Below are 13,502 nucleotides of genomic sequence, written 5' to 3' on the forward strand. Positions count from 1 at the left end.
TGGGTTTACTGCTTCGGTGCCCAGGTGAAGTCCAACATCCAGGCGCGGCCGGCCTGGTTGTACCAAGCGCTGGTTTCGTAGCGCTTGTCGAGCACGTTGGTGGCGGTGAACTGCACAGTCATGTCCGAGGTCGGCAGCCAAGCCAAACGCAGGTCGCCGGTGGCGTAGCCGGCGAGGCGAACGCGATTGTTCGGATCGTCATAGCGCGCATTGGCACCGTTGATCGAAGCGCCGACGCGGAACTGGCCAAAGGTCTTGTCGACATCGACGCGACCGGTCAGGCGCGAGCGACGGTTCAGCAAGTTCCCGTATTGCGCGCCCGGCGTGCGGTTGCGCGGATCCAACCAGGTCAGCGAACCGTTCACATCCCAGCCGGCGAGCTGCGTGCCCACTTCGGCTTCGACACCGCGGATCTTGGCGATCTGCACGTTGTCAGGCTGGCCCCACGGGCTCGCCACAGAAGTCTTGGTGGGATCAAACACGATCAAATCGCGCAGACGGTTTTCGTAGGCACTCAACGTCCAGTGGCCCCAGCCATGACGACCTTCGACACCGAGCTCCATGCTCTTGGATCGTTCCGGCTTCAAGTCCGGATTGCTCGAACCCGGGTAGTACAGATCGTTGAAGCTGGGTGCGCGGAACGCCGTGCCGTAGTTGGCACGAATGCGCAACGCGTCCGAGATGTCAAAACCCCAGCCGGCATTGCCGGTGTTGATGCTGCCGTACTGGCTGTTGTTTTCGTGGCGCAAACCGAGCTGGACGTGATTGCGGCCGAAGTCACCCATCCATTGACCGAAAACGGCACGCGAAAAACGCGACAAGGTCGTGAACTTGGTCGAAGACTCGACGCTGTCACGCGACCAGTCGTAGCCAATGCTCAAGGTGCCTGCCAAGGCGATGTCCGCCTGCAAAGCCGCCTGATCACGCTGGGTGTTGACGTCGTTCATGAACACGGTGTCGTGGAAATTGCGTGCACGATCGCGATTGCGCCCGACCGATGCGGTCAATGCAAACTTCTCGCTGGGCGAAAAGCGTACCTTCGCACCGGCGGTCTGCTGTTGCACACGACTGTGGTTGAACCAACCGTCGTAAAAGTTCTCGGCATCCACCGACATCAAATTCGCTTCGGCGCGCCAAGCATCATTGAACGCGTAGCCGCCGCTCAGCGCGATGGCGCCGTTCTTGTAGCCGTCGGTGTCGGGCTCGATCGTGCCGCAACCTTGGAAGGTCAGCGGGTCGCCATGACAGGCATTGAAGCCGCCGGTATGCGAATAGGAGCCGTTCAAGGCATACCAAGCTTTGCCTTGTTTTCCGGAGAAACCGGCATGCAAACGTTGCGAGTCTTGGGTGCCTAAGCCCACACTCACCGTTGGCGAAAAGCCGTCTTCGGCGCGGCGGGTGAAAATCTGGATGACGCCCGACATCGCTTCGGAGCCGTACAAGCTCGACATCGGACCGCGCACGATCTCGATGCGCTCGATTTGCGACACCGGAATGTCGTGAATCATCGGCAGACCCGACGTGACATTGCCGACTTTGACGCCGTCAATCATGAAGACGTAGTGGCTGGTGCCCATCCCGCGCATGGAAAGGCCGGACAGTTTGCCCGCACCGCCTTGGTTATAGATATTGACGCCGGCACGACCGCGCAGGAGTTCCTGCAGCGACACCGGGTTCAAACGGGCGATCTCTTCGCGGGTGATCAGTGTGGTGGACGCGACCGGGCTTTCCGATTCAACACGCGTACCGGTCACGGTCACCGCATCGAATTTTTCGGTCTCTGCGGTTTGTGCACGCACCTGGGTGCTGGCGCAAGCGGCGGCAACGGCCAAACTCAAAACGGACAGGCGGGAAACAGACAACTTCATCAGGACAACTCCATGCATTGCGCAGCAGGCGCAATGTTTGTTGAAAGAAGACATGGAGGTGCAAGCAAGGGACGTCGGAAAAGGCACGGCCACCGCCTGCATGCCCACCGCATGTCCGGTTATCCCCTGGCCGGTCTCCGGGCTTGCGAGCATCGAATCGCGCATTTCGGACGCCTTCCCATGCCTGCGCACAGTGGCCGTGTCCGTCTGCGGGGAAAACCCTGCTCGCCTACCGTTGCGGGGGCAGCTCCGGAATGGCTTGCGCGTACCGGATTCCCGTTTCAACCGCATGCGCGGTCACCTGAGGCGGGGCACAGTTTAGCGCAATTGCCACACGCGGCTCCGCTAAAATGGCGCGCATGGCCAATCCAATCAATAAAGCGCTTGCCCAATGGCTGTTCGATCGCCGTAACGAGGGCTTCAGCCGCGAGGAAGTGCGCGCACTCCTTATCGAGCACCAATACGTCGAAGAAGATGCCGAACGCGCCTGCGTGATCGCTTTCGATTGCCCGCCCGACGATCTCGAATCGCTGCTCGATGATGATCTGCAAGCCGAGGCCGCCAACCAAACAGCGACGTGGATCGAGGGCTTCGAGCCGAGCGCGCGCATCAAACTTGCCGAGACCCAAAACGCCATTCCAAGCGACCACGGCGACATCAAAGTGGTTTGCCGCAGCGAACGCCCGTATGTCATCGGTCTCGCCAATGTCATGACCGCCGAGGAATGCAAAGAACTCATCGAGTACTCGCGCTACCGGATTTCACGGGCGATGGTGGTCAGCCCGATCGATGGCAGTGATTTGGTGGATGACCGGCGCACCAGTGAACTGGTCATGCATTCGCGCGGTGAGTCGCCTTTGATCGCAAAGCTCGATGAACGCATTTCGCAGCTCACCGGCATTCCGTCCGACCACGGCGAAGGCCTGCAAGTGATGCGTTACGGTGTCGGCGCGGAATATGCCCCGCACTATGACTACTTCGCGCTCGGTTCGTTGGGCGAACGTCGCCACTTGAAACATGGTCAACGGGTCGCGTCGCTCGTGATCTACCTAAACGATGTCGACGCCGGCGGCGAAACCATTTTCCCTTACGGGGATTTGTCGATCTCACCGCAAACCGGGCACGCGTCCTACTTCGCCTACACCGACAAAGACGGCCGCTGCGACGGCATGTCATTCCATGGCGGTGCGCCGGTGCGCGCCGGAGAAAAGTGGATTGCGACGATGTGGATCCGGGATCGACCTTACGTCGCTTCGGAGTAAGCGGCGCTCAACGATAGCGCCGCAACTCCTCAATCACCTCGGACAAGGGCCGCGCTTCGGCGAACAAGTGGCCTTGGAACCAATCGACACCGATTTCCCGCAAGCATTGCGCCGCTTCTTCGCTTTCGACGTATTCGGCCACGGTTTCGGCGTTGAAGGCCTGCGCCAGTTGCACGGCCGCGCGCACCAAAGCTTGGTCCTTCGGATTGGCCACCACATTGCGCACGTAACTGCCGTCCAGTTTCAGCACATCCACCGGCAAATCACGCAGCCGGCTGAAATTCTGGACACCGCTGCCGAAGTCATCAATGGCGATCCGGCAGCCGCGCGCACGCACGCGCTCGAGCACGGCCCGCGCTTCATCATGTCCGGAAATGGCCGCGGTTTCCGTGATTTCCAAACAAATGGAATCCGCCGACACCGGCAAGGCATCCAACACGCGCTCGAAATCGCGCAGGAACGAGGCCGAAGCCAAACTCGCACCGCCCAAGTTCACTGACAGCCGCAACCGGGACGCGACGTCGTGATGCTCGCCGAGTACGGACACCAAGGTGCGCCAGACGCTCAAATCCAATTCGGCGCCGCGACCCGCTGCTTCCAGCGGTTCGATGAAGGACGAGGGTTGCATCAGCTCGCCGTCTGCGCTGCGCAAGCGGCAAAGAATTTCACCGTATCGGCGGCCATCATGGGCGCGGACACCCGACGGCACGATCTCCTGGAACCACAGTTCAATCCGCCGCGAACGAATGTTGGCCAGCGCCTCGCCCACAGAATGCAACCGGGTGCGCGCTTCGCCGGCGAGGCGATCACCTTGGCTGTCGTACAGCGGTCGCACCTCGTAACGTCGCCGCGCATCGAATGCCAATTGCGAGGCGACAAGCAACGCACTGTTCAACGCCAACTCGGTGTCGTCTTTGACGGCGGCCACGCCGAGGTAAGGCGAAAGACGCACCAGCTGCCCATCAATATCGACCGTCAGGGATTCAACCCGACGAATAACCCGCAGCCATGAACGCTCGGTCAAACCGTCGGCACGCGGCATCAACACGAACTGGCCGGTACCCGCCACGAAGGGGTCGCAGAAATTGGACAATTGCTGGGCGATTTCGCGTTGCACGCGCGCCTGCAGATCCATCCCGAATCCGGCCGTCCATTCTTCGCTGCTATCGATGAACATATAGCCCAATTCCAGGGGCCGCCCGCTTTTTTGCATCGCTTTGGCGATGTCGCGAAATGCCACCAAATTCGGCAATCGCGACACCGGGTCCACATGCGCCTGTTCTGATAATTTCCGCGACTGCAGCACCACGTCCCGGTTGAACACAAAAACAAAAAGCAAGCCGATCTGCAGGATGAGCGCCTCGAACGCGATGGAGGCGAGATTGGCCACGGCAACGGTATCCACCGGATTGGGAATACCCATGGAGGCCAGCTTGCAAATGAGCAGCATGGCAATGGCCATCAGTGCGAAGGCCAATCTCGGACGCAGGAACAACACCACCCACGCCAGCACACCGGCGACGGCGTAACGGAAGTCAGTGATCAGCAACGAGCCGACATGCGCCGGTTTGCGATCCATGTTGCTGATCACGAAATAAGTCAGCAACAAGAATGCCAGCATCAACAGCAGCCACAACACGCGTTTGTGTGGCGCGCGCTGGACGTGCAGGCGGTAAGGCTTCTCACGATCGAACTCCGTGATGAAGCCGAGCAACGGCACGGTGATGATCAACACGCCGAAGTAACGCGCAAACACCACCTGTGCACCGCCTGCGAACAATTCATCCGCCGGTGTCACCAAGGCACGCACCAGACCTGATACCACCACGCCCAAAGGGAAAAGGATCAAGGCAATAAATGCCAGTCGCGGCAAGTCGGTGCGCTCGATTCGTCGTCTGTCCGGCGGGCGCGGCCAGCCCATCAAGTGGGCGCAGAAGCGTGACCAGACGATCATGACCGCCAGGTCCACCAGACCGGGCCAGACCTCATTGAACGCATAGCCGGATGTGTAGGCCCGAAACAGCCAACCGGCAAACAAAAGGACGAAATAGCTCACCACCACGCGGATGTCGCGAAACAACATCGCGATCACCAAGCCGAAGCCCGTATGCAGATGCATGAGCGATGCGCTGTCGCTGACATCGCCATGGGCCCAAACATAGGGCATGGGTACGTTCTGTAGCACGATACCAATGGCGCCCAAAATGAGCGCGGTGGCTACCCAGCTTCGCGGAAGCAGGGCCCTGTCCAATTTCACGATCCGATCTTCTCCAGATGGCGAGCGCAGGGCAATGCGCCACTTCTCTCGCGTCCAGTATTCACGTGCACTCCGGCAAATTGCAAGCCTCCGTATTGCTGCATTTGCACATTCAGTGACAAACCGGCGCTCGACGGCGTACTCTTTGCGGCAGGGAGGGCTTTACACATGGCAACACTGGATTTTCTGAAGCGGATGTTGGGGACGCCGAACGGCGAGGTTCAGCCGGAAGCCGCCGCGGACCCGCGATCACCTGCGTCCACCGACCGGCGGGCTGTGGCCCGGGAAGAAGCCGAGATCGGCATGAAAGTCCTGGTCATTGATGACTCGCTGACGATCGTCAATGTGCTGAGCCGCATGCTGGAGCAAAACCAATATCAGGTGCTGTCCGCAGGCGATGCGGAATCCGGCCTCGCACTGGCACGCACCGAAAAGCCCGAGCTGATTTTTCTAGATGTGGTCTTGCCAGGCATGAGCGGCTTCGACGCCTTGCGTCATTTCCGCAAGCAAGAAGAAACTGCCACGACGCCGGTCATCATGATCAGCGGCAACGCGATGGCGACCGAACAGTTTTATGTGAAGCGCATCGGTGCCGATGAATTCATGAAGAAGCCCTTCGGTCGCGTCGAAGTGTTTTCGGTCATCCAGAAACTTGTTCAAGAAGGTCGACTGCACAAGCGCAGCGCACCACAAGAGCATTTGCTAGTGGATGACGGCGAACGCGTGCTGCCCGATCCGCAAGACGGCGATGAGATGAGGCCGAATTTCGGGGCGCTTTGATCGCGCCCCGAATGGGCATCCTTACTTTTTGAAGACCAATTGACCCCCTTCGGCGTCGACGTGCACCACGTCGCCATTGCCGAAGTCGCCTCGCAAAATTTGTGAGGCCAGGGGGTTCTCGATCTGCTGTTGAATCGCCCGCTTCAACGGTCGTGCGCCGTACACCGGATCGAAGCCGACATTGCCCAACAGTTCGTAGGCCTTGTCGCTGAGCGCGAGGCTGAGGCCGCGTTCGGCCAGACGCTTTTCCAAGCCGCGCAGCTGGATGCGTGCGATCGACTTGATCTCGTCCTTGGTCAGGGGATGGAAGACCACGATATCGTCAAGCCGGTTGATAAATTCCGGACGGAAATGCGCTTGCACCACGCCCATCACCGCCGCTTTCATTTGCACGTAGGCCTCGGCTGAGTCATCGCCCGCCAATTCCTGGATTTGATGCGAGCCGAGATTGGAGGTCATGACAATCACGGTGTTGCGGAAATCCACGGTGCGCCCTTGCCCGTCGGTGAGGCGGCCGTCGTCGAGCACCTGCAGCAGGATGTTGAACACATCCGGATGCGCCTTCTCCACTTCGTCCAACAAGATCACGCTATACGGGCGGCGACGCACGGCTTCGGTCAGATAACCGCCTTCTTCGTAACCGACATAGCCCGGCGGCGCGCCGATCAAGCGCGAGACGCTGTGTTTCTCCATGAACTCGCTCATGTCGATGCGCACCATGGCGTCGCTGGAATCGAACAAGAATTCGGCGAGCGCCTTGGTGAGCTCGGTCTTGCCGACACCGGTAGGCCCGAGGAACAGGAATGAGCCGCTCGGCCGGTTGGGATCCGACAATCCTGCACGCGAACGCCGGACGGCATCGCTGACCACCTTGATCGCCTCCTCCTGCCCGACCACGCGGGTGTGCAATTGCGCTTCCATGCGCAGCAGCTTGTCCCGCTCGCCCTCAAGCATCTTGCTCACGGGAATACCCGTCCAGCGCGAAACCACTTCGGCGATTTCCTCGGCGGTCACTTTGTCTTGCAGCAATTTGAAGCCCGAGGTTTCGACCTCTTGAGCGGCCTTCAATTGCGCTTCGAGTTGCGGCAACGTGCCGTACTGGATTTCACTCATGCGCGCGAAGTCTTGCGTACGCTGCGCCGACTCCAACTGCGCTTTGGCGGTTTCGATTTGTTCCTTGATCTTGGTGGCGCCCTGCACCATGGCCTTTTCGGCCTTCCACACTTCATTCAAATCGTCGAACTCGCGCTCAAGCGTTGCGATATCCGCTTCCAGATCCGCCAGGCGTTGTTTCGAGGCGTCGTCTTTCTCTTTTTTCAGGGCTTCGCGCTGGATTTTGAGTTGGATCAGGCGGCGCTCTTTGCGGTCCAATTCCTCCGGCTTGGAATCGATCTCCATGCGGATGCGCGACGCGGCCTCGTCCATCAGATCAATGGCCTTGTCAGGCAGCTGACGATCGGCGATGTAGCGATTGGACAGCGTTGCAGCCGCCACGATGGCCGGATCCGTGATCTCCACGCCATGATGGACCGCGTATTTTTCCTTCAAACCGCGCAGGATCGCGATGGTGTCCTCCACCGACGGCTCGCCGACGAACACCTTTTGGAAACGTCGCTCGAGCGCCGCGTCTTTCTCGATGTACTTGCGATACTCGTCGAGGGTGGTCGCGCCGATGCAATGCAGCTCTCCGCGTGCTAGCGCCGGTTTCAACATATTGCCCGCATCCATGGCGCCGTCAGCCTTGCCGGCGCCGACCATGGTGTGGAGCTCGTCGATGAAGAGAATGATGCGGCCTTCATTCTTGGCCAGATCATTTAGCACGGCTTTCAAACGCTCTTCGAATTCACCGCGGAATTTCGCACCGGCGATGAGCGCACCCATGTCGAGCGACAGGACACGTTTGCCCTTCAAGCCTTCGGGTACTTCGCCGTTGACGATGCGTTGGGCGAGACCCTCGACAATCGCCGTTTTGCCCACACCCGGCTCACCGATCAACACCGGATTGTTCTTGGTGCGCCGTTGCAAGACCTGGATGCAGCGCCGGATTTCTTCATCCCGACCGATCACCGGATCGAGCTTGCCCTTTTCATGACGGGCTGTGAGATCGATGGTGTATTTCTCCAACGCCTGGCGTTGTTCTTCGGCATTTTCGTCTTGCACTTTTTCGCCTCCGCGCATGTTTTCAATCGCCGCTTCGAATTTTTGCTTGTCGCCGCCCGCTGCTTTCAAGGCGCGACCTGCAGCGCCGCCTTCCTCTAAACAGGCAAGCAAGAACAGTTCGCTGGCGATGAAAGCATCACCCCGTTGCTGGGCGAGCTTGTCAGTCACGTTCAAGACGCGGGCCAGTTCGTTGCTGACGGTGATTTGTCCGCCCTGCCCGCTGACTTTCGGCAGAGCGTCGAGCGCTTCGGTCAAGCGTTCGCGCAACACCGGGACATTCACGCCCGCTTGTGACAACAAGGGTTTGGTCCCGCCACCGGATTCATCGAGCAAGGCGAGCAAGACATGTGCCGGCTCGATCATTGAATGATCGCGGCCGATCGCCATGGATTGCGCTTCCGACAAGGCCTGTTGGAAGCGACTTGTGAGTTTGTCCATTCGCATGGAAAGCACCTGTAAAAGGGCGGCGTCTTCGCCGCGATGCAATCCATATGGTGGCGAACTGCGGTGAGTTCAACGTCAAAAGGCCCTCCCGAATGCGCGTTTTCGCGCACACTTGTGCAGCCCCCCACTCTGGTGTTTCTGCGTGAATGCATCCCAAACCCGCGTCTTGGTTCTAGGTGGATACGGCCTGTTCGGGCAACGCATCAGTGCCCGTCTTGCGCAAGACCCGCGTTTTGAAGTGCTTGTTGCCGGTCGCCATCCGGCCAAGGCAGACGCACTCATTCGCCGCTTCGACAAGCTCGCGCAAGCGCGTTGCGAAGCGCTCAGGCTGGATACCAACGCCGCAGGATTCAGCGCCGATTTGCGTTCGCTGAAGCCGCATATCGTGATCGACACCGCCGGCCCGTTTCAAGGGCGGGAATTGCGTGTGCCCAATGCCGCATTGGATGCCGGCGCACATTGCATTGATCTGGCGGATGGTCGCGACTATGTGGCGCGCATCAGGCAGCTGGATGCGCGCGCCAAATCTTTGGGGTTGCGGGTTATCAGTGGTGCCAGCAGCGTGCCCGGGCTGTCCGCCGCAGTCGTCGCGCAATTGGGTGCACGCCTGAATCGCATTGGGCGCATTGAAGCGGGCATCTCGCCCGGCAACCATACCGAGCGCGGTCGGGCCACGACAGAGGCGATCTTGGGTTACGTCGGCAAGCCGTTCCAGATAGTTAAAAATGGCCGCGCTGTGACTGCGCATGGATGGCAATCGCTGCGCAAAGTACACTTCGATGGCGTGGGTTCACGCTGGTTTGCGCGCTGCGATATTCCCGATCTCGAGGTGTTGCCAGCGCTCTACCCTGACCTTCAGGGTTGTGATTTTCGCGCCGGTTTGGAGTTGCGACGCATGCATTTCGGCTTGTGGCTGGCAAGCTGGGCCGTGCGCGCCGGCCTCATTCCCAGCATGGCGGCTTTCGCCACACCTCTTCTGAAACTCAGCGAAAGCTGGCAAACGTCCGGCAGCGACACCGGCGTGATGTATGTCGATGTCGCAGGTCGCGGATTGAACGACGCAGCCGAAACTTACCGCTGGACCATCATTGCGCGCGAAGGCGATGGCCCGGAAATTCCGGCCACACCGGCCGTGGTATTGGCGCAAAAAATCGCCGCTGGCGAGATCACCGGCGGCGGCGCATCCGCATGCACCGGGTTCTTTTCCTTGGATGAACTCTTGACCTCACTGGCGCCGTTTGCGATCCAGACGCAGATACAAGGGCTTCGCGCGGGCGAGGCTTAGAGGAAACAATGAGTGCTTCAGGCCGGCTCAAGCCATCCCTCGTACTTGATGAGCGGACCGATGAAAGGCAGCTGTGCGTCCACCATGAAGTGATAGCGACCTTCCACTTCGGACTCGGTGCATCGCACATGCTCGAGCCATGACGAAGGCAGCGGGATAAGGCCCATGACGCGCGCCTTGCGGCCAACCCAATGCAAGTCTTTGTCGATCCGATAAAGACGGAAGCGGAAAGAGATGAGGCCCATGCGTTCGAACAATTGGCCATCTTTCGTCTGCAAGGTCGACACCAAGGGCGAACCGTTGAAATCACGCCGCCATACCTCTTTCCGCGGTGACGTGATGAATCGCACGGTGATCGGCGCATCGTGCATCTCCGGTGCCAGACGGGCGAACAAGCCACACAGACGCGAGAGCAGACCCTTGCCGCGCACGATGTAGACCCTGCCAGCGTAGGCAAATTCACCCTGACGTAGATGCAGACTTTTAACGGCCGGCGCCAAATGGAAAAACTCGGCGCCTAAAATGCGCTGAAACAGGGAGGCGTTCACGGATCCATCCAAGTGAGCGTCGCCATTCGACCGGTGCGTGCATCGCGACGATGGGAAAAGAAAGAATCGGGCTCGCTGATGGTGCAACGGTCGCCGCCATGCACGGCAAGCACACCGGCGCGATGCAGGCGTTTGCGCGCCAATCCGTACAAATCCACTTTCCAATGTCCGGGTCGTGTGGCGCGGAATGATTCGGCGGCCATTTCGTCCGCAGCGAGAAACGCATCACGGACTTCCGTTCCGATCTCGTAAATGCATGGCCCCGCGGCCGGCCCCATCCAAGCGATCAAATCCCCGGGCCGTGTCTGCATCGACGCCACGGTGTTTTCCAACACGCCGGCGACGAGACCGCGCCAACCCGCATGGGCCACTGCCACCTCATTGCCTTCACTTGAAAAAAGCGCGACAGGCAAACAGTCCGCCGTCAACACACTCAGCACGACACCGCGTACCGCGGTCACTGCCGCGTCAGCGACAGGCTCTTCATCACCGTCGCTCGACGCCGAATCGAACCGGCGCACCTCAATGCCATGCACTTGGTTCAACCACTTCGGTGGCGACGGCAACTGCAACGCTTGCGCCAGTGCGTCACGGTTGCGTTGTGCGATTGCAACGTCATCGCCACAACGCAAACCCAGATTCAATTGATTGAAGGGTGCGGCTGAGTCGCCCAATCCATGTCGCAGGGTCGTCACCACATGCACCCCGGCGGGGAGCACGATTTCCGGCGTGATCCAAGCGCTCATCGGCGGCTTTCGCGCTCTTGGAATTGCTGCTCGTCGTCGCGCAGCGCATCGATCAGTGCCTTCATGTCGGCGGGCACCGGCGCTTCGCAACGAATCTCGCCGCCATGCACCGGATGCGCGAATGACAGCACTTCGGCATGCAAAGCTTGGCGCTTGAATCCGCGCAACTGTTCGATCAATTCGTCGGTCGCGCCTTTCGGCAGTCGCAAGGCGCCGCCGTACAGCGGATCGCCCACGATCGGATGACGCGCGTACTGCATATGGACACGAATTTGATGGGTACGCCCGGTTTCCAGTCGACACTCCAACAACGTGTGGTTGCGGAAGCGTTCGCGCAACCGATAGTGGGTGACGGCATGACGGCCGTCTTCGCGCACCGTCATCCGCAAGCGATCACGCGGATGACGATCAATCGGCTGATCGGCCGTGCCACCCGACACCAATGCGCCAAGCACCACGGCGAGATACTGACGGTGCACATCGCGTTCGGCCAGCATTTCGGTGAGCTTGTTGAGCGCCGGCATCGTCCGCGCCACCACCATGACGCCCGAGGTGTCTTTGTCCAACCGGTGCACGATGCCCGCGCGCGGCAACTTGGCGAGTTCCGGATCCCGGAACAACAAGGCATTGACCAAGGTGCCATCCGGATTGCCGGCACCCGGGTGCACCACCAAGCCGGCCGGCTTGTTGACCACGAAGATGTCGGCGTCCTCATAGACGATGTCTAGCGGGATGTCTTGCGGCAGCGCGTGGGTTTGCGTATCCAGCTGCGCATCCAAGGCCAGCACCTCGCCACCGGTCAGGGTGTCACGCGGCCGCGCGGTCGCACCGTCCAAGGTCAATCGCCCGGACTTGATCCACTCCGAGAGCTTGGAGCGCGAGAATTCCGGGAACAGGCCGGCCGCGATCACGTCCAAGCGGCTGCCGGCCATGGACAGCGGCACGACGGCACTCAGCGTCGTCGCCGCCGGATCGACCTCATGGGTTTCATTGTCTGGGTCGTGCATCCGCGCGCTGTCCTGTACTTAACGGTGTATTCATTCTGGCGAAGGGGTCCGCCCCCTTGCCTGCGGTATTATCGCCTTTTCCGTATTCACGGCGTCGCAGACCTCCATGAACCCAGGCAACATCGAATTCGCGTCCAAGCGCATTGTCCGCGCTGTCCTCCTTTCAGTCGCACTGCTGGTTGTTGCCACGGGCTGTACCACGATGAAGGGCTTGTTCGGCCGGAAGCAGACCAAAGAAGACAACCGCCCGGTCGCCGTCCTCTATGACAAGGCGCACGAAGCCGTGATGAAGGGCAACTACGGCACCGCGGAAGACGATTTCAAGACCTTGCTCGCGCAGTATCCGTACGGCCCGTACGCCGAACAGTCGTTGATGGAAATGGCCTACGCGCAACATAAGGCCAACAACAACGATGACGCGGTCTCGTCCATCGACCGTTTCTTGCGCACCTACCCGACCAACCGCAATGTGCCGTACATGTACTACCTGCGCGGCTTGGCCAACCAATCGCGCAATACGGTGTTCATGGCACGCCTGTTCGACATCGACATGTCGTCGCGTGATTTGGCCGCACCGCGTCAGGCCTACAACGATTTCGGCATCGTGCTCGACAAGTATCCGAACAGCCGTTATGCCGAAGACGCCCGCGCGCGTCGCGCCTATTTGAACAACCAGTTCGCGCGTTATGAGCTGGGTACGGCGGTGCATTACCTGCGTAACGATGCGTACGTGGCCGCTGTGAGCCGTGCCAAGTACCTGTTGGAAAACTACCCGGAATCCGAATACCGCAATGACGCGGTGGCGGTGATGGCAGAAGCCTATACGCGTCTTGGCAATACTCAATTGGCAGCCGATGCCAAGCGTGTGCTGGAAACGAACGACCCGAATCATCCTTGGTTGAAAGGCAGCTGGCCGCGTGGTGAATCGGTGTTGCGTCGTTTGAATCCGTTTGCCCGCGGTAGCGCGGTGACGGTGGAGCATGTGCCGCCGCCGATGCAGGCGCAGTAAGGGTTAGTTGCTGTTGAGGTGCTTTTAAGAGCGCCTCATCCGCCCCTTCGGGGCACCTTCTTCATCAGAGATGGAGAAGGGAGAAGCTGTCCTTCTCCACGCAGTGGAGAAGGTGGCGCGCAGCGCCGGATGAGGC

Annotated in this window: 10 protein-coding genes and 1 riboswitch; of the genes, 4 read left to right on the forward strand and 6 right to left on the reverse strand. The window is 60.0% G+C overall.

The annotated features are described in order from the left end of the window. Positions 1-5: 5 nt before the first annotated feature. Positions 6-1,868, reverse strand: coding sequence for a TonB-dependent receptor domain-containing protein (locus H8L67_RS08630; RefSeq protein ID WP_220379428.1), 1,863 nt, complete (start codon positions 1,866-1,868; stop codon positions 6-8). Positions 1,869-1,979: 111 nt separating this feature from the next. After that, a riboswitch (cobalamin riboswitch) is annotated at positions 1,980-2,188 on the reverse strand. A gap of 39 nt (positions 2,189-2,227) precedes the next feature. Between H8L67_RS08630 and H8L67_RS08635 the strand changes: the two genes are divergently transcribed. Then, positions 2,228-3,130, forward strand: coding sequence for a 2OG-Fe(II) oxygenase (locus H8L67_RS08635; protein ID WP_220379429.1), 903 nt, complete (start codon positions 2,228-2,230; stop codon positions 3,128-3,130). Between the two features lie 7 nt (positions 3,131-3,137). On the opposite strand, the gene H8L67_RS08640 is transcribed toward H8L67_RS08635, so the two are convergent. Continuing rightward, positions 3,138-5,297, reverse strand: coding sequence for an EAL domain-containing protein (locus H8L67_RS08640; RefSeq protein ID WP_220379430.1), 2,160 nt, complete (start codon positions 5,295-5,297; stop codon positions 3,138-3,140). A 258-nt stretch (positions 5,298-5,555) separates the two neighbouring features. Here H8L67_RS08640 and H8L67_RS08645 point away from each other — a divergent pair, with 258 nt between their 5' ends. Then, positions 5,556-6,167 carry a response regulator gene (locus tag H8L67_RS08645; protein ID WP_220379431.1) on the forward strand — a complete coding sequence of 204 codons (612 nt, stop codon included), beginning with the start codon at positions 5,556-5,558 and terminating at the stop codon, positions 6,165-6,167. A 21-nt stretch (positions 6,168-6,188) separates the two neighbouring features. Here the strand turns inward: H8L67_RS08645 and clpB are convergent, their stop codons facing one another. Further along, positions 6,189-8,771 carry an ATP-dependent chaperone ClpB gene (gene clpB / locus H8L67_RS08650; RefSeq protein WP_220379432.1) on the reverse strand — a complete coding sequence of 861 codons (2,583 nt, stop codon included), beginning with the start codon at positions 8,769-8,771 and terminating at the stop codon, positions 6,189-6,191. Between the two features lie 142 nt (positions 8,772-8,913). Between clpB and H8L67_RS08655 the strand changes: the two genes are divergently transcribed. Beyond that, positions 8,914-10,056, forward strand: coding sequence for a saccharopine dehydrogenase family protein (locus H8L67_RS08655; RefSeq protein WP_220379433.1), 1,143 nt, complete (start codon positions 8,914-8,916; stop codon positions 10,054-10,056). A 17-nt stretch (positions 10,057-10,073) separates the two neighbouring features. Here the strand turns inward: H8L67_RS08655 and H8L67_RS08660 are convergent, their stop codons facing one another. From H8L67_RS08660 to rluD, 3 genes are read right to left on the reverse strand one after another with little or no spacing between them, the layout of a single operon-like run. Continuing rightward, complete coding sequence (locus tag H8L67_RS08660; RefSeq protein ID WP_220379434.1) at positions 10,074-10,604, reverse strand: DUF4166 domain-containing protein; 531 nt, start codon at positions 10,602-10,604, stop codon at positions 10,074-10,076. Next, positions 10,601-11,350 carry a peptidoglycan editing factor PgeF gene (pgeF, locus tag H8L67_RS08665; RefSeq protein ID WP_220379435.1) on the reverse strand — a complete coding sequence of 250 codons (750 nt, stop codon included), beginning with the start codon at positions 11,348-11,350 and terminating at the stop codon, positions 10,601-10,603. The genes H8L67_RS08660 and pgeF overlap by 4 nt, the downstream gene beginning before the upstream one ends. After that, positions 11,347-12,357 (reverse strand): 23S rRNA pseudouridine(1911/1915/1917) synthase RluD, encoded by a 1,011-nt coding sequence (gene rluD, locus H8L67_RS08670; protein WP_220379436.1) that lies wholly within the window; start codon positions 12,355-12,357, stop codon positions 11,347-11,349. The genes pgeF and rluD overlap by 4 nt, the downstream gene beginning before the upstream one ends. Positions 12,358-12,463: 106 nt before the next feature. On the opposite strand from rluD, the gene H8L67_RS08675 reads away from it, so the two are divergent. After that, a complete protein-coding gene (locus H8L67_RS08675) occupies positions 12,464-13,366 on the forward strand; it encodes an outer membrane protein assembly factor BamD (RefSeq protein WP_220379437.1) in 903 nt (300 codons plus the stop codon). Positions 13,367-13,502: the final 136 nt, after the last annotated feature.

The sequence above is a fragment of the Lysobacter soyae genome (genome assembly GCF_019551435.1).
Taxonomy (GTDB): Bacteria; Pseudomonadota; Gammaproteobacteria; order Xanthomonadales; family Xanthomonadaceae; genus Solilutibacter; species Solilutibacter soyae.